At 28.1% G+C, this 22,789-nt stretch carries 18 protein-coding genes; 9 read left to right on the forward strand and 9 right to left on the reverse strand.

Translation table 11 applies throughout. The features are described from left to right. Window positions 1-51: 51 nt before the first annotated feature. Window positions 52-870 (forward strand): acyl-[acyl-carrier-protein] thioesterase, encoded by an 819-nt coding sequence (locus ACPKM0_RS09395; RefSeq protein ID WP_472475385.1) that lies wholly within the window; start codon window positions 52-54, stop codon window positions 868-870. Between the two features lie 2 nt (window positions 871-872). Here the strand turns inward: ACPKM0_RS09395 and ACPKM0_RS09400 are convergent, their stop codons facing one another. Further along, window positions 873-1,091: a SlyX family protein gene (locus ACPKM0_RS09400; RefSeq protein ID WP_472475386.1), complete on the reverse strand. Its 219-nt coding sequence runs from the start codon at window positions 1,089-1,091 to the stop codon at window positions 873-875. 355 nt (window positions 1,092-1,446) lie between these two features. On the opposite strand from ACPKM0_RS09400, the gene ACPKM0_RS09405 reads away from it, so the two are divergent. After that, on the forward strand, window positions 1,447-2,511 hold the full coding sequence (locus ACPKM0_RS09405) for an IS110 family RNA-guided transposase (protein WP_472475387.1): 1,065 nt from the start codon (window positions 1,447-1,449) through the stop codon (window positions 2,509-2,511). A 91-nt stretch (window positions 2,512-2,602) separates the two neighbouring features. On the opposite strand, the gene ACPKM0_RS09410 is transcribed toward ACPKM0_RS09405, so the two are convergent. Further along, entirely contained in the window at window positions 2,603-2,971 is a 369-nt protein-coding gene (locus ACPKM0_RS09410) for a VOC family protein (RefSeq protein WP_472475388.1), read from the reverse strand. A gap of 228 nt (window positions 2,972-3,199) precedes the next feature. Here ACPKM0_RS09410 and ACPKM0_RS09415 point away from each other — a divergent pair, with 228 nt between their 5' ends. The 3 genes from ACPKM0_RS09415 (at window position 3,200) to ACPKM0_RS09425 (ending at window position 5,210) form a co-directional block, all read left to right on the forward strand. Continuing rightward, window positions 3,200-4,171 carry a helix-turn-helix transcriptional regulator gene (locus ACPKM0_RS09415; RefSeq protein WP_472475390.1) on the forward strand — a complete coding sequence of 324 codons (972 nt, stop codon included), beginning with the start codon at window positions 3,200-3,202 and terminating at the stop codon, window positions 4,169-4,171. A 39-nt stretch (window positions 4,172-4,210) separates the two neighbouring features. Beyond that, a complete protein-coding gene (rd, locus tag ACPKM0_RS09420) occupies window positions 4,211-4,372 on the forward strand; it encodes a rubredoxin (RefSeq protein ID WP_472475391.1) in 162 nt (53 codons plus the stop codon). Between the two features lie 64 nt (window positions 4,373-4,436). Beyond that, on the forward strand, window positions 4,437-5,210 hold the full coding sequence (locus ACPKM0_RS09425) for a nitroreductase family protein (RefSeq protein WP_472475392.1): 774 nt from the start codon (window positions 4,437-4,439) through the stop codon (window positions 5,208-5,210). Here the strand turns inward: ACPKM0_RS09425 and ACPKM0_RS09430 are convergent. After that, a complete protein-coding gene (locus ACPKM0_RS09430; protein WP_472475393.1) occupies window positions 5,200-5,775 on the reverse strand; it encodes a GGDEF domain-containing protein in 576 nt (191 codons plus the stop codon). The genes ACPKM0_RS09425 and ACPKM0_RS09430 overlap by 11 nt on opposite strands. A 555-nt stretch (window positions 5,776-6,330) precedes the next feature. On the opposite strand from ACPKM0_RS09430, the gene ACPKM0_RS09435 reads away from it, so the two are divergent. Further along, window positions 6,331-7,137 (forward strand): histidinol-phosphatase HisJ family protein, encoded by an 807-nt coding sequence (locus ACPKM0_RS09435; RefSeq protein WP_472475394.1) that lies wholly within the window; start codon window positions 6,331-6,333, stop codon window positions 7,135-7,137. A gap of 64 nt (window positions 7,138-7,201) precedes the next feature. Here the strand turns inward: ACPKM0_RS09435 and nifJ are convergent, their stop codons facing one another. From nifJ to gdhA, 3 genes are all read right to left on the reverse strand, one after another. After that, the gene (gene nifJ, locus ACPKM0_RS09440; RefSeq protein WP_472475395.1) at window positions 7,202-10,738 is read right to left on the reverse strand and encodes a pyruvate:ferredoxin (flavodoxin) oxidoreductase; all 3,537 of its coding nucleotides are present in this window, start codon (window positions 10,736-10,738) and stop codon (window positions 7,202-7,204) included. A 357-nt stretch (window positions 10,739-11,095) separates the two neighbouring features. Further along, complete coding sequence (locus ACPKM0_RS09445; protein ID WP_472475396.1) at window positions 11,096-11,338, reverse strand: hypothetical protein; 243 nt, start codon at window positions 11,336-11,338, stop codon at window positions 11,096-11,098. Between the two features lie 370 nt (window positions 11,339-11,708). Next, window positions 11,709-13,046, reverse strand: coding sequence for an NADP-specific glutamate dehydrogenase (gdhA, locus tag ACPKM0_RS09450; RefSeq protein ID WP_472475397.1), 1,338 nt, complete (start codon window positions 13,044-13,046; stop codon window positions 11,709-11,711). A gap of 221 nt (window positions 13,047-13,267) precedes the next feature. Here gdhA and ACPKM0_RS09455 point away from each other — a divergent pair, with 221 nt between their 5' ends. Beyond that, complete coding sequence (locus ACPKM0_RS09455; protein WP_472475399.1) at window positions 13,268-16,207, forward strand: PEP/pyruvate-binding domain-containing protein; 2,940 nt, start codon at window positions 13,268-13,270, stop codon at window positions 16,205-16,207. A gap of 5 nt (window positions 16,208-16,212) precedes the next feature. Here ACPKM0_RS09455 and ACPKM0_RS09460 read toward each other — a convergent pair whose 3' ends face one another. Genes ACPKM0_RS09460 through ACPKM0_RS09470 form a run of 3 tightly spaced genes read right to left on the reverse strand, consistent with a single transcriptional unit; the run spans window position 16,213 to window position 20,677 of the window. Continuing rightward, complete coding sequence (locus tag ACPKM0_RS09460; protein WP_472475400.1) at window positions 16,213-16,905, reverse strand: RluA family pseudouridine synthase; 693 nt, start codon at window positions 16,903-16,905, stop codon at window positions 16,213-16,215. A gap of 8 nt (window positions 16,906-16,913) precedes the next feature. Further along, window positions 16,914-18,866, reverse strand: coding sequence for a DNA topoisomerase IV subunit A (locus ACPKM0_RS09465; RefSeq protein ID WP_472475401.1), 1,953 nt, complete (start codon window positions 18,864-18,866; stop codon window positions 16,914-16,916). Beyond that, window positions 18,866-20,677, reverse strand: a complete 1,812-nt coding sequence (locus ACPKM0_RS09470; RefSeq protein ID WP_472475412.1) for a DNA topoisomerase IV subunit B — start codon at window positions 20,675-20,677, stop codon at window positions 18,866-18,868. Before ACPKM0_RS09470 ends, ACPKM0_RS09465 begins: the two co-directional genes overlap by 1 nt. A gap of 148 nt (window positions 20,678-20,825) precedes the next feature. Between ACPKM0_RS09470 and ACPKM0_RS09475 the strand changes: the two genes are divergently transcribed. Beyond that, complete coding sequence (locus ACPKM0_RS09475; RefSeq protein ID WP_472475403.1) at window positions 20,826-21,416, forward strand: lysoplasmalogenase family protein; 591 nt, start codon at window positions 20,826-20,828, stop codon at window positions 21,414-21,416. Between the two features lie 112 nt (window positions 21,417-21,528). After that, a complete protein-coding gene (locus ACPKM0_RS09480; protein ID WP_472475404.1) occupies window positions 21,529-22,782 on the forward strand; it encodes a hemolysin family protein in 1,254 nt (417 codons plus the stop codon). The last annotated feature ends 7 nt before the right edge of the window (window positions 22,783-22,789 follow it).

A 22,789-nucleotide genomic window follows, 5' to 3' on the forward strand; every position in this document is an offset into this window, starting at 1 on the left:
TATTGAATAGAATAAATATTTATAGTATTTTTTTTAAGAGGGGTCTCTCATATGAATAGCAAAATACAAAATGTTGGTTATATAAAAAACAATATATATAATGAATCTTTTATTCCTTATTCTTCAAATTGTGATGTACATGCAAATGTAAATTTGGATTGGATTTTTGAAGTTGTTCAAGAAGTTGCAGCAACCCATGCAACAATTTTAAATTCATCTATATTTGATCTTCAAAAAATAGGATTAACCTGGGTAATCTCAAGAGAAAAAATAGATATATATAAATACCCAAAATGGCGAGAAAAAGTTATTGTTGAAACTTGGGCTCAAAAACCATATAGAAGAGTTCTTGTGCCAAGAATAATACAAGCAAAAAATAGTGATGGTGAATTACTTTTTAAAGCTACAACTTTATGGGCAATTATTGATTTAAAAACTCAAAGACCAATTGAACCTGATAAGATTCTAGATGTTTTTGGATTTCCAAAAGTAACTAAAGATGAAAAATTTTATATTCATAAAAGAGATATAATTAATGATGAAAACCATATAATCTCTAAACGAAAACCTAACATAAATTATTCTGATACTGATTTTAATCATCATGTAAATAATATTTCTTATGTTAGATGGGCATTAAGATCAATGCCAAATGATTATAGAAATGATTATAAAATTAAATCTGTAGACGTATCGTGGTTAAAACAAACTTTTTTAAATGACAATGTAGAAATAGTTACAACCAGTGAGGATTTAAATGCATTACAAAAAAATAATGCAACTTTTTATCATAAATTAGTACGACAAGATAATCTTGGAAAAAATACATCAGTTTTTGAAGCAAAATCTGTTTGGGAAAAAAGTAATTAATTCTAATAATGAGGAGGTCTTCTATTTGGGAGATCTCCAGATTCACTTTCCTCAATTAGTTCAGCAACTTTTTTCTCTAATTTGTTAATATGATTATTTAATATCCCTATTTCTTTTTGTTGATTTGTTACAATTTCATTTAATTGTGCAACAATTTCTTCCGTATATGAAATTTTAATCTCTATTTTTTCTAAGGATTCAACTATTTTATTTTCTTTCATATCACATCTCCTAATATTTTTATTGGTATAATACCAATATATTTAATTTCGAATTATCACCTAATTAAAGATGATATCTAATTATACCTAATGTATAATTGTGGGACAGAGGACCTTTTTCACTTTAAGCCTTGTAGCTTCCTAAGGAGTCTGTCCTCGGGTCCCAGCTTTTCCCTATTGGTTGATTAAGCCTTGTAGCTTCATTCACTCGGGAGATTGGAAAATGGAACCACTTATTTCTAACCTAAAGGAGGTTTATTACTATGAGTATCGTTGGTATTGATATTGCTAGTAAGTCGGCTACATTTTGTGTTCTAGGGAACACTGGTGTTATATCTCAGAAGACCATTTTGACATGAGCGTTGAAGGATTTAAATTCTTATTATCATCTCCCCATATTAACAAAGATAGTACCTTCGTCATGGAATCAACGGCTTCTTACCATCTTCCTCTTTATAATTTCTTATTGAATCAAAACAGGAAGGCCTATATAATTAATCCCAGTTTAATTAGTAAATATAAATCTACTAATACACGACGGAAAACTAAAACAGATCCTTTGGATGCTGTGCTTATTGCTTCCTTTGCCAATAGGCCTGAAGTCCAACTTGAAGGAAGGAGCTCTGCCTTGGAAACAGAAAGCAAAATACTCTCTAGAAGTCGCCTTGCAAATAGCGAAGATCTTGCTAAAGCAAAAACTAGATTTAAAGGCAATCTTTCTGTATCCTTCCCAGAAATGCTTAAATTTAACGTTTACTCTGATTCTATGCTTAACTTTCTCTCTGTTTATGGTTGTGCTAAAGATGTTCTTAATGCAACTGATAAACAAATTGAAAAAGCTATTAAGGGTAGTAGAAAACAAGTAACACCTAGAGATAAAGAACTTGCTAAAACTCTTAAAAAGATTTCTAAAGAATCCATTGGAGTAGCTTTGCATGCTTCTATGACTATTCACAGTGCTAAAACAGTTAAACATCTTAGTGAAGAAGATAAATTCTTTACTAAAGCTCTTATAAATATTGAAAAAGAAATTCATTCTAAAGAAATTGAAATCATTACTTCCATTCCAGGTATTAGTGATATTTCCGCAGCTCACTTTATGGCTGAAGTTGAAGATATTACTAGATTTTCTACCTATCAAAAACTTATTGCTTTCATCGGTACAGATCCAACTATTTATCAATCTGGAAAAGTAACTAAAAATGGTAAAATCTCTAAAAAGGGGAATAAAATCCTTAGAAAGTATTGTTATATTATGGCCACTAGTTGTGTACATTGGAATCCTGTCCTTGGAGAATATTACCAAAAGAAAAGGGGCGAAGGTTTCCCTCATCGTAAAGCTATGGTAGCTACTGTAAATAAACTTATTAGGACGATTTACGCCCTTTTGATTAGGGGCGAAAAACTTAAAATGTATTAATTTATATTTTTCTTTCTTAATCATAATTCTTTATAGTTGACTCCTTAATACAAATAGTAGTATTACAAATTTCTAGTAATTTCAATATTAATTAAATATGTTGATCAATTAAAATTAAATTACCATCAGGATCTCTTAACATAAAACTACAAGGACCTGCCTTTTCCACATTGTCTGTAAAAACTTCAATACCACTTTCTTCACAGTTTTTCTTTAAAGCCCTTATATCATCAAAATCTTCAACTTCATTTCCATCTTGATTCCATCCTGGATTAAACGTTAAAATATTAGTATCAAACATTTTTTCAAATAGTCCTATTACACTATTATCATTTTTCATTATAACCCATTTATGCTCAACACTTCCCTTAAATTTAACAAAACCTAGTTTTGTATAAAACGAAATAGATTTTTCTAAATCATTAACTGTCAAACTAATTGAAAAAGCTCCTAATTTCATATTTACACCTCTTGTTAATTATATCATAGAAATTAGAATTCTTTATTTTTTTATAAACAGTTGCTTTTTTGTATACTTTTTTGATTTTTTTTTACAAAAATCTACATAACGTGTAAATATTATTATTTTTTTTTGTACTTTTTGTTGTTTTTTTGTTGCAAATTATTCTATATGTGATATTGTATAATTGTTGCATTTAGTTGCAATATATCTTAGGAGACAAATAATATGAAAGGTGAACGAGTCGCTCAATTAGAATTATTACTACTTTCTCATCCAGAAGGTTTAAGAAGAGCAGAAATTGCAAGAAGACTTGGTGTTCATAGATCTACAATCAGTAGATATGTTACTGATTTAAGTAAATATATAGATGTATATGAAGAAAACAATTTAATTAAAATTAATAGTGATAAGAATGAAGATGAAAATATAGAATTAAGCATATATGAAAGTCTTGCATTTAACATGTCTGCTGAAGCAATAGCAAAAAGCTCTGAATTTCAAAATCCACATCTAGCATCAGGATTAAGAAAAATAGCATTAAATATGAGATCATATGCTCCAAAAATTAGTAATAATATTATTCAATTATCTGAAGAAATTGACAAAGATATCCAAAATAAAAATGGAAATTCAAAATATAATAATATATTAGACGTACTAATTGATTCATGGGTGTCAGGTAGAATTGTAAAAATAGAACATACAATAAATGGAAAAAAAAGGATTTCAGAAGTAGCCCCTTACTTTATAGGATTTAGAGAAGAAACTACAGGTAGAAACCCAATTAGTGTAACAGGAAGATTAAGACATACAACAGAAATGATTACTATTGACATTTCAACTATTACCAAAGCAATTATTTTAGAACAAACTTACACTATTCCTGACAACTTAAAACCTTTTAAAATGCCTTTACAGGAAAATACATACGAGCCAATAGATGTAATACCATTAAAAATTAAAGTTAAAGAAATTTCTGCAATTAACGTATTTAATAACTTAAAACATACAACACCAACTATTATTGAAAATGAAGACCACTTCATTTATTCCTTTGATATAGAGAATTCTATTGAATTAATTCTAAGAATAATTCAATGTGGTTCTTCAGTTGAGATATTAGAACCAGAATCCTTTAAACATAAATTTTGTAAAACTTTACAAGAAATTCTTGCCGTTTACAATATTACTTGCTAATATATTTATTATAAGACAACTGTCTTAAGGAGAAAAAAAATGAAACAATACGAATGCGACTTATGTGGTTATATCTATGACCCAGCAGTAGGTGATCCAGATGGTGGAATTCCAGCAGGAACAGCTTTCGAAGATATTCCAGATGATTGGGTATGCCCTTTATGTGGAGCAGGTAAAGAAGATTTCTCTGTAATTGAGTAATTAACCATTAATAAACAACAAGAGGCTTTATAAGCCTCTTATTTTTTTGTATAGTAATAATATTATGATAGACAAATTATTAAATAGACGTTCACACAGATCATTTAAAGAAGAAAAGATAGATTCTAAAGATTTAAATCTAATAAAAAAAGCTACATTACAAGCTCCAACAGCTGGCAACTTATCACTTTATTCAATAATTGAAATCGAAGATGAAAATATTAAAGAGAAACTTTCTATTCTTTGTGATAATCAACCAATGATAAAAAAAGCTCCTCATGTTTGGGTTTTTTTAGCTGATTTTCACCGTTGGATAGAATATTTTAAATATAGCAAATCTGATATTAAAACAGGTATAGAAATTAGAGACTTAGGATTAGGGGATTTACACCTAGCTTTACAAGACACAATAATAGCTTCACAAACAGCTACTGTAGCTATTGATGATTTAGGATATGGATCTTGTTATGTTGGTGATATTATTGAAAACTTCGAAGAAGTTCAAAAATTATTAAATCTACCTCAATATGCTGTTCCTGCAACTATGCTTATTTTTGGGAAACCTAAAAAACAGTTAAAAACCCCATTAGTAAGACCTAATATAGATACTATTTTCTTCAAAGATATTTATAAAAATCAAAGCAACGAAGAATTAGTAGAAACATACTCTAAACATGAAAAAAGAGCAAAAGAAAACAACACTCTTCCATTTGAAAATACAGGAACAATTGCAGACCAATTTTATATAAAGAAATTTTCAAGTGATTTTATGAAAGAAATGAATAGATCAACAAAAGTTTTTATAGAAAAATGGTGTGAAAAAAACACTAATTTATAAAACAAACCCTATTTCTGCCCTCTTCTTTTGCTTTATAGAGGGCTTTATCTACTTTTTCAAAGGTTTCATTCCAAGAATTAACAATAGAACATTTAGTCACACCGCAGCTGATTGAAACTTTATCACTTCTTAAATCTTGACCAAAATCTTTTTCTTCTATTTCTTTTCTTATTTTTTCCATTAGACGAATTATTTCTTTTTCATTATCACATTCAAAAATAAATAAAAATTCATCTCCACCAAATCTAACAATTGTTAGCTTCTCATTCTTATATTTTTTGAAAATCCTAGATACTTCTTTTAATACAAAATCTCCAGTTGAATGACCATATATATCATTTATTTGTTTAAAATTATCAATATCCGCTAAAGCAAAAGAAAATTTCTTATTTGATTTTTCTAAAACGTTAGACAAATAATGTCTATTATATAATTGAGTTAATTCGTCTTTATTGATTAAAGCAAATAAATCAGAGGAACTCTTTTTTATACTGTAATTTGAATTTCTTAAAAAAGTGATAATAAAAAAACAATATGAAACTATAACAATTAATTCAAAAACCATAATTTTTAAGTTTATATTATGATTTTTTACAATATTAAAAATATATATTAATACCAAAACTAACTTAAATAATATATTTAAATATCCAATATATATTTGATATTTTATTCTTCTTAAAATTATAGCTAAAGGCGTTGAAATAAAAATAAAGGGTATTAATATTAAAATATTATCTTTAAACAAATAAAGAATTAATGGAGATATAATAAAATTAAAAAAATACATGTTAAAAATAGAGATATCTCTTATTTCTAGTTTATCAAACTTAAAGTATATATTAATTGAAAAGAGTAAATAACAAATAATAAAAGCTAATATTTGGTAATTAAAATTTAAATATATAAAAGGTATTAAACAAATTAGCATTACATTGTATGCCAATAAAATGAAAAGAATTGAATTTTTATCAGAAGCATTTAAATTATTATTTTTACAGAACACAAATTTCATATTATTTCCTAATTATAATCAATCGTTTATTATTTATAATATCCCTTTTATTATATCCTTTCAAATAGTAATTATGATATTATTTAATTAATATTGGAGGACAAGGTGATTTTAACTAATTTACATACACATACAACCTTTAGCGATGGTAAAAATACTATTGAAGAAGTAGTTAATAAAGCTATAAAACTCAACTTTGAATCAATTGGAATAAGTGATCATGCAGAATGCGGTTACGATATAGGCTGCCCTGAATTAATGCTTAATAATCAAATTTCTTATTATAACATAATAGATGATTTGAATAATAAATATCAAAATATAAATATATACAAAGGTTTAGAATTAGATTCTTTAAATTGGGAATACAAAGGTAAACCTGATTATACTATCGGGTCTGTTCATAACTTTCTGATCAACAATAAAGTATATACATTAGATTGGAAGATTGAATACTTAAAAGAATTACTAGATATTTGTCATGGTGAGAGAAATTTTATTATTAAATATTACCAAGAACTAATTAATTTCGCAAAAGCTAGTAATTATGATATTACAGGTCATCTAGATTTATATACCAAGTTTAATGAAAAAGAAAAATTGTTTAATATTGAAGAAAAATGGTACTTAGAAACAATAAAAGATGTAATAAATGAATTAAATAAACTAGATAAAATTATAGAAATTAATACAGGAGCAATAGGTCGTGGTTATAGAACCACACCTTATCCAGATATCCCTATCATTAAAATATTAAAAGAATTAAATTCTAAAGTAATTGTTGGCTCAGATTCTCATTCAATAGAAACTTTAAACTGTTATTTTTATGAAATTGAAAATATTTTAAAATCAATTGGAATAAAAGAAATATATAAATTTTCAAAAAAAGAATTCATTCCAATAAAATTATAATTATTATTTAAACAAAAATGAGGTCCTAAATTGGACCTCATTTTTTATAGTTTGCAGTTGCAAATTACATGATTTCTCCCATAGCTTTGTAGAAATTCATTCTGTTCTTTGCATCATCTTCTGCTTTCTTGAACAATTCATCAGCTTGTTCAGGATTAGTTTTATAAAGAGATGTATAACGTACTTCACCTTTTAAGAAATCTTGATAAGGAACTGTTGGTTCTTTCTTAATATCCCAAGAGAATCTCTTACCTTCTTCTAATGCAGGATTGAAGCGATATAATGGCCAGTAACCAGCATCAACAGCTTTTTTAGCTTCAACTTGGCTGTATCTCATATTCATACCATGGTTAATACATGATGAATAACAGAATACAATAGATGGACCATCCCAAGCTACAGCTTCTTGAAGAGCTTTTTGAGCATGCATTCTGTTAGCACCTAAAGCAATAGAAGCTACATATACATAACCATAACTCATACACATAAAGCCAAGGTTTTTCTTACCTAATTGTTTACCAGCATTAGCGAATTTAGCAACAGCACCAATTGGAGTAGCTTTAGAAGCTTGACCACCAGTATTTGAATAAACTTCTGTATCTAATACAAGAATGTTTACGTTTTTACCAGAAGCAACAACATGGTCTACACCACCGTAACCAATATCATAAGCCCAACCGTCACCACCAATAATAAATACAGTCTTATCTGAGAAATAATCTTTTAATTCATTGATTTTTTCTAAGTAAACTCTATTTTCATCTGTAGCAGCAGCTAAAGCAGCAGGAAGAGCAGCTTGTACTGCATCTTGAGCTTCAATTGCATCTTCTTTAGCAGAACCCCAAACAGCTAAACTAGCATTAATTGCTTCTGTTAGTTCTTTAGTTGTTCCAACTTCTAGAAGTTTATCAACATTGATTTTTAATAAGTTTCTGTTACTATCTACAGCTAGACGCATACCTAAACCATATTCAGCATTATCTTCAAATAATGAGTTACCCCAAGCTGGACCTCTACCATCTTTTTGACGAGTAGTATAAGGAATTGTAGGGAATGTACCTGAATAAATTGAAGAACAACCAGTTGCATTAGCAGCAATCATATTTTCACCACAGATTTGAGAAACAAGTTTAACATATGGAGTTTCACCACAACCTGCACAAGCACCACTAAATTCAAATAAAGGTTGTTTGAATTGTAAGCCTTTAACAGTTGTTAATTTTGTACCATCTAATACATCATATGGTAAATCTTCGAAGAATTCTGCATTTTCAACTTCACCCTTATCTCTTTCAACTTGTATTGGAGATAATTCAAGAGCTTTATTCTTAGCAGGACAAGCTTCAACACAAACACCACAACCTTGACAATCTTCAGTGTAAACTTGAATTTTGAATCTTAAATCTTTATCGTTCTTAGTATTTGATTTTAGAGTTGTAAATGTTTCTGGTGCATTGTCTAATTTAGCTGGTTCAATTTGTTTTGCACGAATTGCAGCATGAGGACAAGCTTGAACACATTGGTTACATTGAATACAGTTATCAGAAATCCAAACTGGAACAAATGGTGCAACACCACGTTTTTCTAATTTTGCTGTACCTGAAGGTAATGTACCATCATAAGACATTTTAGAAACAGGAATACTGTCACCTGCACGGTGCATAATTGGTTCAATAATATCTTTAGCAAATTGAGAAGCATCATCACTAATCAACTTAGCAGGTTCATAATATTTACCTACAGTTGAAGGAACTTTAACTTCATGTAAAGCATCTGAAGCACCATCAACAGCTGCCCAGTTCTTTTTAACAATTGCTTCACCTTTCTTTAAGAAAGTTTTCTTAATATATTCTTTAATTAATTCAATAGCTTCTTTTTCTGGTAAGATTTCACTAATCTTGAAGAATGCAGCTTGCATTACAGTATTAATTCTTGTACCTAAACCAGCTTGTTCAGCAATTTCTAAAGCATTGATATTATAGAAACGAATCTTTTTATTAATGATTTGTTCTTGCATATCTTTTGTTAAATGTTCAAATACTTCGTCAGAAGGAATTTGGCTATTTAATAAGAATACACCACCTTCTTTTAAAGGAGTTAACATATCATAACGTCCGATATATGCAGGATTATGACAAGCAACAAAGTCAGCATGGTCAATTAACCAAGGCATGTTTAATGAGCTTTCACCGAATCTTAAGTGACTTACTGTAATACCACCAGATTTCTTTGAGTCATATGCAAAATATGCTTGAGCGTTTTTATTAGTATTGTTACCAATAATTTTAATTGAGTTTTTATTAGCACCAACAGTACCATCAGAACCAAGACCCCAGAACATACATGAAGAAACATCACTAGGTGTAACATCAATTTGATCACAAATCTTAATAGATTTATTTGTAACATCATCTTCGATACCAACAGTGAAACCATGGAAAGCTTCTCCTGCTAAATGATCAAATACAGCTTTTGCATGTGTAGGAGGGAAGTCTTTACTACTTAATCCATAACGACCACCAATTACTTGTAGACCTTCTAGACCCATTTGTTTTAGAGCAGCTACTACATCTAAGTATAATGGTTCACCTAAAGAACCAGGTTCTTTAGTTCTATCTAATACAGCAATTCTTTCAACTGTTTTAGGTAAAGCTTCTACAAAATGTTTTGCACTAAATGGACGATATAGGTGAACATTTATAACACCAGTTTTTCCACCTTTGCTGTTAATATAGTTACTTGCCCATTCACATGTATCAGCACCAGAACCCATAACAATAACAACATCAGTTGCATCTGCAGCACCAGTGTATGAGAATAAATGTAAAGGTCTACCTGTCATTTCAGATACTTGAGCCATATAATGTTCAACAATTTCTGGAACTGCATCATAATATTTGTTTACAGTTTCACGACCTTGGAAATATACGTCTTCATTTTGAGCTGCAACTTTAATCATTGGAGCTTCAGGACGTTGTCCTCTTAAGCGGAATTTTTCAACTAATGATTCATCAACTAATTCTTTGATATCATCATAAGAAATTTCTTCAACTTTTTGAATTTCATGAGAAGTTCTAAAACCATCAAAGAAACTTAAGAAAGGAACATCACTTTTTAATGTAGCTAAATGTGCTACAACAGCCATATCCATTGTTTGTTGAATACTACTTGCAGCAGTCATTGCAAAACCTGTATTACGACAAGACATTACATCTGAGTGATCACCGAAAATTGATAGTGATTGAGCTGCTAAAGAACGAGCTGAAACATGGAAAACTGTAGGAATCATTTCACCTGCAATTTTATGCATGTTAGGAATCATTAATAATAAACCTTGAGATGCTGTAAAAGTAGTTGTCAATGCACCACCAGATAAAGCACCGTGAACAGCACCTGCTGCACCTGCTTCTGATTGCATTTCAATAATTTCAACAGTTTTACCCCAAAGGTTTTTCTTACCTGTACTTGCCCAAGCATCAGCATATTCACCCATTGGTGAAGATGGTGTGATTGGATAAATAGCAGCAACTTCACTGAATGCATATGCTATATGCGCTGCAGCAGAGTTACCATCAATAGTTACCATTTTTTTGTTGTCCATTTTGACACTCCATTACCAAAATATAATATTTGATTTAATTTAATTTAAAATCTTTCAATTACCTATAAAGACAATAAAGGTCTTACAACCTTTATCATCAAACAAACAAATTATAATACACCAATTTAGTGTTTTCAAGTACACTGAGCAAAGTATTGTAAATTTAATATTGTATATAATTGATTTATTAATTTTTTATTTTATAATAATTTACGCTTATAAATGTATAATAAATTATTTAACTATTTATTACACTAATTCATTAGTTATTGTGAGAAGATTCTCATTAATGTAAAAAAAATCAAGATAAAGAATAAACCTAACTTATCTTGATTTTCATTAATTATTTTTTACTATTTAGATTAATTTATCTTTCTTATTTTTTCTTAAAAAAGAGAAAACTCTTTTTTTCCCATTTCGAGCTTGTAAATCGACATGAACACTTTCCATCTCAATAGGTTTTGCAAATTCCCTCTTATTAGTCTCTTGAATTTTTAAATCTTGAAGAAAAATTTTTTTAGCATCTTCTTTTCTAAACTGTTGACTATCTAGGGTACTATTTCTTCTTGACGTTTTCATTTCATATAAATAATCTAACATCTTCTATCTCCTTAACAACACAACACGCATACACTATCATGAAAGATTAAGAACCGCAAGATTAGAAAAAAGTGAGAATACTAAACATATTCTTTCTACTATTTCTATATAATATTTATATAATTTTTATTAATTTAAATTTATTTTTTATTTAGAACAAATGGCTTTTGAATTAAATTAATCTAAAAAAACACCCTAAGAATTAGGCTAAAAAAGGTAATTTAACTTAACTAAGATTTTTTATTTTTTTTTAAAATAAAAGAAAATATTTTATTTTAACTTAACATATAATAAGCAAAAAAACAGGCGAGTATTTCTACTCGCCAACAAAACCAACAAACTAGAAGATTAATCTTCTCTTTTTTATATATTAATATCCTTGAGCAACCATTGCATCAGCTACTTTTTTAAAGCCTGCGATATTAGCACCTAATGGATAATTAACACTTCCATCTTCTTGTGTTCCTTCTTTAACACATTGTTGATGAATGTTTTTCATAATTTGTTTTAACTTTTCATCAACTTCTTCAGCAGTCCAGAATAAATGCATTGCATTTTGGGTCATTTCTAAACCAGACACAGCAACACCACCAGCATTTACAGCTTTTCCAGGAGCAAAAATCATATCACTTTCTAAAACAAATTCAATAGCCTCTGGAGTACATCCCATATTTGAAGTTTCAACAACATATTGACAGCCATTAGAAGCTAATTTCTTTGCATCCTCTGCATTCAATTCATTTTGAATTGCACAAGGGAAAGCTAAATCAACTTTTTCATTCCATGGTTTTTCTTTTGCATGGAATACTGCACCAAATTTCTTTGCATAAGGTTCAACAACATCATTATTAGAAGCTCTAAGATATAACATATAATCCCATTTTTCTTGAGTATTGATACCATTTTCATCATAAATATATCCATCAGGACCACTAATTGTTACAACTTTAGCACCTAGTTCAGTAGCTTTAACTGCTGCTCCCCAAGCAACATTTCCAAATCCACTAATTGCAACTCTTTTATCTTTTAAAGAATCATTTCTATGAGTTAACATTTCTTGAGCAAAATATAAAGCACCATAACCAGTTGCTTCAGGTCTAATTAATGAACCACCCCAACCTTGACCTTTACCAGTTAAAACACCAGTATTTTCATGTTTTAATCTTTTATATTGTCCATAAAGGAATCCAATTTCTCTTCCACCAACACCAATATCACCAGCAGGAACATCAGTATCAGGTCCAATATAATTGAATAATTCAGACATAAAGCTTTTACAGAAACGTAAGATTTCAGCATCACTCTTACCTCTTGGGTTAAAGTCTGATCCACCTTTACCTCCACCCATAGGAAGTGTTGTTAAACTATTTTTGAAAATTTGTTCAAATCCTAAAAACTTTAAAGTATCTAATGTTACAGAAGGGTGAAATCTTAATCCACCTTTATATGGACCTAAAGCACTATTAAACTGAACTCTCCAACCTTTGTTGACTTGGATATCTCCATTATCATCTTCCCATTCAACTTTAAATTCAATAATTCTTTCAGGCATTGTGATTCTTTCAAGAATTTTATTCTTTAAATAAATTGGGTTTTCGTTAATTACAGGTAAAATACTTTCTAATACTTCACGAGTTGCTTGTAAGAATTCTTTTTGTCCAGGATTCTTTTGTTCCAATTGAGCCATAAAAGCTTCTAAATTATACATTTATTTTATCTCCTTCTAGATAAAAAATTATTTGTTACGGACACAGAGTATACCCACTTTGAATAATCGTCAAGTTTCAATTTTCAGTAATTTAAAATATTTTTTTTAGTTTTTCACTATTTTTATTACAACATTTTATTAATCAGCTAAAAATTTTGTAATTTTATTAATTTAACAAAATTTTAATTGTTTAACAAAAATCTCTATGTTATCATTATAAAATGTATAAACTAGATCCAACTTGGTTACCTTTTAGTAACTTAATGCTAAAACACATATATAATGTATTATTAATTTGTAGTGATTACGACAGATTTCTATTAGAAGAAGACGGGAGAGTTGAAGAAGCTCTATACACAGAATACACTCAATTAGGTTTATCAAACCCTCCAAAAATAACACATGTAAATACACCGCAAGAAGCTTTAAATATATTAAGCTCATCGAGCAGAAAATTTGAATTAGTTATATCTATGCTAGATTTAGGAAATGAAAGAGTTGAAGAACTTGCTGATGAGATCAAAGAAATATATCCATATATGCCTATTGTCGTATTATCTCCTTCTCCTGTTCACAAAAGGAATAAACAAATTAAGAAAAAGAAAACCCCTTCAATAAATAATTTTTTCTATTATCAAGGTGATCCAATGATTTTCTTAGCAATGGTTAAATTAGCTGAAGATAAAATGAATATTGATCACGACACAAATGAAGCAGATATTCAAGTAATTATTTTAGTTGAAAACTCTGTAAGATTTTATTCATCTTTCTTGCCTATTTTATATAAGAGTTTAATTACTCAAAATAGATCTTCTATACTAGAAGGATTAAATTCTTGGGGAAAAATATTAAGAATGAGAGGTAGACCAAAAATATTATTAGCTAAAACTTATGAAGAAGCTGTCGAAATGTATAATAATTACAAAGATAATATTCTTGGAATAATCTCTGACATGTCTTATGAGAGAAACAATGAAGAAGATAAATTTGCTGGATTAGAATTATGCAAAACAGTTAAACAAGATAATCCTAGACTTCCTTTTTTAATTCAAAGTATGAATAAATTTAATGAAGAAGTAACAAAAGAAGTGGGAGCACAATTTCTTTGGAAAAAAGCAGATAATTTATTATTTGAATTAGAAGATTATGTTACTGCTAACTATGGATTTGGTCCTTTCTTATTCAAAGATCCAAAAACTAACCAAACTATAGCTCAAGCAAAAACAATGAGACAATTACAACATGCTATAGCAGATATTCCTCTAGATAGTTTTATATATCATGCTAATAGAAATGATTTTTCTAGATGGCTAAGAGCTCAAAGCCTATATGTAGCTGCAGCACGTATAAAACCAATAAAAATCAAAGAAACTAATGCTGAAGAATCTCGATTAAATCTAGTAAAGGTTATAAAAGAATATAGAGCAGAAAGAACTAAAGGTGTATTAGCCCAGTTCTCAAAAGAAAATTATGATGAAACTCTTTTCTTTAGTAGAATTGGAGAGGGATCTCTCGGTGGTAAAGGTCGTGGGCTTGCCTTTATAGATATGGAATTAAGAGCTAGCAATATTTTAGAAAAATATTCTGATATATATCTATCTATCCCTAGAACAGTAGTAATATCTACTCAAAGTTTTACAAATTTCATAGAAATGAACAATCTTCGAAAAGTTATTACTCAAAAACAAACTGATAAAGAAATGCTTCAAGCCTTTATTAATAGTGAAATGCCTGTAAATTTAGTTGAGGATTTAAAACAAATTTTAAATGTAATTAAACAGCCTATTTCAATTAGATCTTCATCTCTTTTAGAAGACTCACATTTTCAACCTTTTGCTGGAGTTTATGAAACTTGTATGATTAGAAATTCTGGGGATTTTAAAACAAGACTTAATGAATTAGAAATGGCTATAAAAACTGTTTGGGCATCTACATACTTCCATAATGCAAAAGAATATCTTAAAGCTACAGAGCATATGATTGAAGAAGAAAAAATGGCTATAGTAATACAACAAGTCATAGGTTCTAAACATGGGAAATATTGGTATCCTAACATCAGTGGAGTCGCAAGATCACTAAATTACTATCCTATCGCAGGAGAAGATATAAATGATGGTGTCGCAAATATTAGTTTTGGTTTTGGAAAAAGTGTTGTTGATAATGGTAGTGTCTTTCGATTTTCTCCTAAAAATCCAAAAAGACCTGTTCACTTTTTAGGTAAAAATCAATATAGCAGCCAAACACAATTTTATGCTCTTGATTTAGAAAAGAATTTTGATCCATTTAAAGACTTAGATAACTTAACTTTATTAAATATCGATGAAGCAAATAAATATCCTCAAAGTTTAAAAGGCTGTGCTAGCACATTTGATATAAAAACAGGAATGCTTAGTGAAAGTACTAGAGCTCAAGGTGAAAAAATAATCACATTTAATGGTGTCTTAAAATATGATATGTTTCCATTAGCTTCTATAATTTATGATATATTGCAACTTGGAAAAGAAGCAATGAGTACTCCTGTAGAAATAGAATTTGCAATCAACTTAAATAAAAAAGAACCTAAAAAGCCTGAGTTTAGTTTATTACAAATAAGACCAATTGCCGAAGGTAACGAAGAAAGCGATGTATCTATTTCTAAAAATGAAGAAGAATCTTCTATTGTCACGTCTTATTCTGTTATGGGAAATGGAAAAATTGACGATATTAATGATTTAATTATGATTAATTTAGATGATTTCGATTCTTCTCAAATGGTCAACATGCCTAATGAAATTGAATTATTTAATTCAAAGTTTGAAAACAGTGAAAAACAATATATATTAATTGTAGCTGGAAGATTAGGTTCCAGCGACCCTTGGCTAGGAATTCCTGCTAGTTGGTCACAAATTTCTAATGCCAAAGTTATAATTGAAACAGGTTTACCGTCTTTCCAAGTAGAACCAAGTCAAGGAACTCACTTTTTCCAAAATTTAACTTTATTAGGAACTAGATATATGACAATTAATCCTTCTTTTAGTGATGGTAAATTAGATACAGAAATGATTAAAAACTTAGAAACTATTGAAGAAGGCAAATACTTTACTCATTACAAAAGTAAAAATCCATTTATTGTCAAAATAAATGGATTAAAAAGTAAAGGTATAATAAAAATATCTGATTAACTAAATTATTTTAAAGTACTCATAAAATAATCCCAAACCACATCTTTTGGTGGATTTGCGATAATTTTTATTGGCTCTTTTTTAACAGGATGGATAAATTCTACTTCTCTTGCATGAAGAGAAATACCTCCATCCTTATTAGATCTAGCAAAACCATACTTTAAGTCACCTTTTATATGAACATTTAAAGTAGCTAACTGTGCTCTTATTTGATGATGCCTACCAGTATGCAAATCAATATCCATCAAATAAAAACTTTTTGAAGCTCCAATTAATTTATATGAAAGTCTAGCTTCCTTAGAATTTTTCTTTTTTACTAAAGATGCAAAACTTTTATTTTTTTTTGTATCTCTTGTTAAATAATGAGTAATTGTATCTTCATGTTTAAAAGGAGGATTATCTACAATCGCCCAATATTTCTTTTTTACTTCATTTTCTCTAAATGCATTGCACATTCTTTTCAATGCTTTATCAGTTTTTGTATATATAACAATTCCACTAGTTGGTCTATCTAATCTATGAGGAATGCCTAAATAAACATTACCTTTTTTATTATAAGTTTTTTTTAAATAATCTTTTACTTTATCAGCTAAAGTAATATCTTGAGTAATATCACTTTGAACTAATTCTGTTGGTAACTTATTAATTACAATTAAATGATTGTCTTCATATAAGATTCTATCTTTAATATTTTCCATTTTTTCCTTTAATCAAAAAGAGTCTTTTCTTCTTGAACTTCTCTTACTTGTCGCATTCTAAGGGAAGCAACTTCCTTTACTGTTAACCTAACACCTTTTGTCTTACTTCCTTTTATCAAGAAATCACTTAGATAAAAACTTTCTTCTTTAATCCTAAGTCCAGGTTTAGGTTTATAAACAACTCTAATTTCAGCATTCTCATAAGTTGTCAATTTTGTAACTTTATAACCTTTTTCATCAGGTAGTAAAGGATAAACCTTATTCAATTGACCAGATTTTATAGTAAACCTCTTTATAAATAAATATTTATATGTTTTTTGTTGAAATATCATTGAAAAAACAACTTTTTCTAAACTTTCTTTATCACCATATCCAACATATAATAAGCCTTTTCCAATATATTCTTTCTCTGGATTTACTATAAATCTATATGAACCATCTTTCATTATAATCAAAACTCTATCAAAAATACTGATAGTTAAAACAGACTTCCCTGTTCTTATAGTATATCCTAAATAACCAGAAGCTGAATCATATTTCAAGTCTTTATCTCTTTGAGCTACAGCTTTTTCTTTAACTAATTCAATATTCTTAATTATTGTTTTTCTAGCTCTTCTCTCTTTATCAACCATTTTTCTTAAATCATTTATATAATCAATTGAATAAGAAATTAAGTTATTTAACTTATTATCTATTTCTTCAATATTTAATAACAAGGTATCAATTTCATTTCTATTTTTCTCAATATCAAATAAACTAATTCTTCTAATTGGAATTTTTAATAATCTATCAATATCTTCTTCTATAAGTTCTCTATATAATTTATCACTAAAAGGTTCAAATCCTTTAAAAACAGCTTTATAAATTGCTTGCGCACTCTTTTTAGTTTCTATTTTCTTATATATTCGCTCTTCAACAAATATTCTTTCTAAAGTTCTAAGATGAAGTTTATCTTGTAATTTTGATTTTTCAAGTTCTAATTCAGCTTTTAGTACTTCAACTAAATGATGAGAATGATATTTTACTATTTCACTAACACCCATTATTGTTGGAATGTTTTCTCTAATTACTAAAGAATTACACGATATTTTTCTTTCACATTCTGTATAAGCATATAAAAGTTTTACAATATCTTCTGTATAAGTACCTCTTGATAGATTAATTTCAATATTTACTTCTTCTGCAGTATAGTCATTAATTGACGCTATTTTCAATTTACCTTTTTTTGCAGCATCATCGATAGAAGATATTAATCTTTCACTAGTAATACCAAAAGGTAATTCTTTTATTATAACCCTTTTTGAATCAGATGTATCAAGTTTTGCTCTAACAATTACAAAACCTTTACCATCTTCATAGTTAGTAACATCAACGAAACCACCACAAGAAAAATCAGGATATAATTCAAAAGATTCCCCTTTTAATTCACAAATCATTGAATCCATTACTTCATCAATATTATGTGAAAAAATAGTAGTAGCCATTCCTACGGCAATACCATTTACACCTTGAATAACAACAAGAGGCAATTTAGATAAAAAGAATAAAGGTTCTTTATTTCTGCCATCATAAGAGTCTACAAATTCAGTTAATTCAGGATTATATAAAACTTTTTTAGCAAATGGCAAAATTCTACATTCAATATACCTAGATGCAGCAGCTCTATCTCCTGTTAATGTATTACCAAAATTACCTTGCTTTTCAATCAATAAATCATTATTTGCAATATTTACAAGAGCCTCATATATTGAAGAATCTCCATGAGGATGATATCTCATAGCCCAACCAACTACATTAGCTACTTTATGAAATTTACCATCATCCATTTCAAAAAGAGAATGAATTATTCTTCTTTGTACTGGCTTAAATCCATCTTCTAAATCTGCAATTGCTCTATCTTTTATTACATAAGATGCGTATTCTAAAAAATTCTTTTTAAATATTTTTTCAACTTGTGCCATTAAATTAAATTCTCCATAATAAATGCTCTTCTATCTGGAGTATTATCTCCTTGATAAAATTTTAGCATTCGAGGAATTTCAGAAATAGAATTTACAATTACAGGTTCTAACCTCATTTCTTCACCAATAAACATTCCAAATTCTTTAGGATCTATTTCACCCAAACCTTTAAATCTTGTAATTTCAGAATTCTTAATTTGAGAAACTAAATAATCTCTTTCTTGCTCAGAATAACAATATGCTGTTTGTTTTTTATTTCTTACTCTAAATAATGGTGTTTCTAAAATATAAACTCTATTAGCTAATACAAGTTCTTCGAAATATGTTAAAAAATATGTCATTAATAAATTTCTTATATGAAAACCATCTGTATCTGCATCAGTTGCAATTATAACCTTTCCATATCTTAAATTTTCAATCCCATCTTCAAGGCCTAAAGCTTTCATTAAATTGTATAACTCTGCATTTTTATATAATTCTGCCTTATTTTTATTAAAGACGTTTAAGATTTTACCTCTTAAGGAAAAAACAGCTTGTGTTTTAACGTCTCTACATTTTGTAATTGAACCTGATGCAGAATCTCCTTCTGTCAAAAATATCATCGAATTTTCACACTCATCTACATGTGATTTATTTTGATTTAAATGATATTTACAATCTTTTAACTTAGGAATATTTAATGCAACTTTTTTAGCAGAACTTCTTGAACTTTTTCTAACTTCATTTAATTCTTTTCTTAGTTTTTCATTATGTGTTATTTTTGTAGTAATTTTATCAGCTTCATCTGGATTCTTTAATAAATAATCAATTACTCCATCTTTAACTTCTTGTACAATCCATCCTCTTATTTCTGTATTTCCTAATTTATTCTTTGTTTGACTTTCAAAAATAGGGTTTTCAATTTTAACAGAAATTGCACCTAAAATACCTTCTCTGACATCTTGTGCAGACCAAGCTTTCTTAAAATGTTCATTTACAGCTTTTAAGAAACCTTCTTTAAATGCTGACAAATGGGTTCCTCCATCTACAGTATGTTGACCATTTACATAGGAAAAATAATTTTCTCCATAGCTATTTGCAATATGGGTAATAGCAAATTCAATGAACTCTCCTCTATAATGAATAAGAGAATATATCTCATCGCCATCTACTTCTTTTGATAATAAATCTAGTAACCCTTTTGTACTTCTAAATTTTTTACCATTATATACTAATGTTAATCCAGGATTTAAATAAGCGTAATTCCACAACCTAGATTCAATAAAGTTCTCATCAAATTTATATTTTTTAAAAATTTCTTCATCTGGAACAAATTCAAATAAAGTACCATCTAATTGTGTCTTATCAGTACCTTTTTTTTCTTCTAATATTTTTCCTTTAGAAAAAGAAGCACTAACATATTTACCATCTCTATAACTTATAACTTTAAAAAAAGAGGACAATGCATTAACAGCTTTTGTTCCAACTCCATTTAAACCAACAGAACGATGAAATACTTCATTTGTATATTTTGCTCCAGTATTCATTTTTGAAACACATTCTACAACTTTTCCAAGAGGAATTCCTCTACCATAATCTCTTACAGAAACATGGTTTTCTTTTAAAGTTATTTCTATTCTATTACCACATTTCTCATTAAATTCATCTATACTATTATCAATTACCTCTTTAAATAATATATAGATACCGTCGTTTTGGTTACTTCCTTTACCCAAACGCCCTATATACATCCCAGGTCTTAATCTAATATGTTCTAAAGCCGTTAATGATTTAATTTGGTCTTCATTATATTTATTATTATTATTTGCCATATCAGGATTATTATACATTATTTTAGCCCTTTTTCAAACAGTCATTTTTTACTAATAATTTATATATTTATAAGAATAATTTGCTTTTTAAATAGGGGTGTAATATCATATTTATATGAATTTAATCTTCTTATTATTTTTTATTATAATGAGTTTTACAAATATAGTAGCTTGTAGAAAAAAAAACAAACTACTAATTGCATTATCTAAAATAACACTAGCACCTTTAGCATTGTTTAACGTATTAATAAATACGAATTTTGATTGTAAAATTACGAATTTATTAAAAATGGCATATCTACTATATCTTATTGGAGACATTTTATTATTAAGCAATAATAACAATTGGTTTGTTACAGGTTTAATAAGTTTCTTATTTGGACATATCGTATTTATTATTATTTTTTCTTATTTTACAAAAAGCTATTTAATTATATTAATTGCAGCTCTTATATTAATTTATCCTGAAATTAAAATTCTAAACATAACGAAAGAATCAAAATCATTGAAAATACCTATGAGAATTTATTCCTTTATATTATTAATCTTTATTGCAATGAGCTCAACTACATTAAATATTGTCTTAATAGCAGCAACATCATTATTTACATTAAGTGATAGTTTTATTGCAAAAAATAATAGCTATAAAATTAGAAGATACAGTGATACGGCTGTTATGTTAACGTATAGCTTAGCTTTAATATTACTCTCTATTGGAATGATATTACTTAATCGCTAAAAAAAGACAAATTTGCTTGCTTGCTTTTAGATTTTCTTTTATATTTTTAATATGAGTAAATCTATCGATGATGACGGTAATCCGTATATATTAAATTTAAAGGTCAAAAATTATGATTAGTGAGATTATAATCATAATATGTTTAATTCTATTAAGTGGAGTATTCTCCTCTACAGAAACAGCTTTCACAGCACTTTCCTTAATTCAAATAAAAGAATTAGAGAAAAGTAAAAATAAAAGAGAAAGATTAGCCGCAAAATTAACTGAAAAACAAGATTCACTTCTGACCACAATATTAATTGGTAACAATGTAGTAAATATTAGCGTTTCTTCTTTAGTTACAACCTTTTGTATCAAATATCTAGGACAAAATTTAATAGCTTATGGTACCGGTATATTAACCTTACTAATTTTAATCTTTGGAGAAGTTACTCCTAAACAATTAGCAATGAGTAATGCTAAAACAATAGCAAAAACCATGAGTTATCCTATATATTTCCTTTCCAAAATATTATTCCCTCTTGTTTTTTTTATTAAAGCTTTTGGAAATTTTATTGATAATATATTTAACAAAGGAAATAGTAAAGATTTAACAGTTGAAGGGCTTTTACATGTTGTAGATGCTGCAGAAGATTCAGGAGTAGTACATCAGTATGAATCTGACTTACTCCAAAAAGTTTTACATTTTTCTAACAACCCTTTAAAAACAGTAATGACTCATAGAAAAGATGTATTTATCTTAAATTCAGAGGTTATGATTAAAGATGTCTTTTCAGAAATAGTAAACTCTGGTTATTCAAGAATTCCAGTCTATAAAGAATCAAAAGAAAATATAATAGGTATTGTCTTATTAAGAGATATTCTACAAGCCCAAATTAATAATCAATTAGATAAATCTATTTCTTCTATTATTCGTGAACCAATATTTGTTTTAGAAACAAAACATGTCGATTACATTTTTTTCTTATTTAAAAAACGTAAATTACAATTAGCAATAGTTTTAGATGAATATGGTGGATTTGCTGGAGTTATCTCAATGGAAGATGTTGTTGAACAAATTCTTGGTGAAATTTATGATGAACATGAAATTAGAGAAGGAGAGATGATAAAAGAAGTTAGAGGGGTTAAGGATTTATATATCATTCAAGGAGAAACCCCTTTCAACTATTTTTGTGATGAAATGGATATTAATTACAAAGAGGCTGAAAAAGAGGGTACTCTTGCGGCTTATCTAATGAGTATTACTGGAGATATTCCTAAAGAAAAAGATACTATCAGTGATAAGTTTGGTATTTATAAAATAAAAAAAATGAATAAAAGAAAAATTGAAGAAATAAATTTCACAAGAATTCGTGATAATTATTAATTATTAT

The sequence above is a fragment of the Pleomorphochaeta sp. genome, assembly GCF_050031695.1.
GTDB lineage: Bacteria > Spirochaetota > Spirochaetia > Sphaerochaetales > Sphaerochaetaceae > Pleomorphochaeta.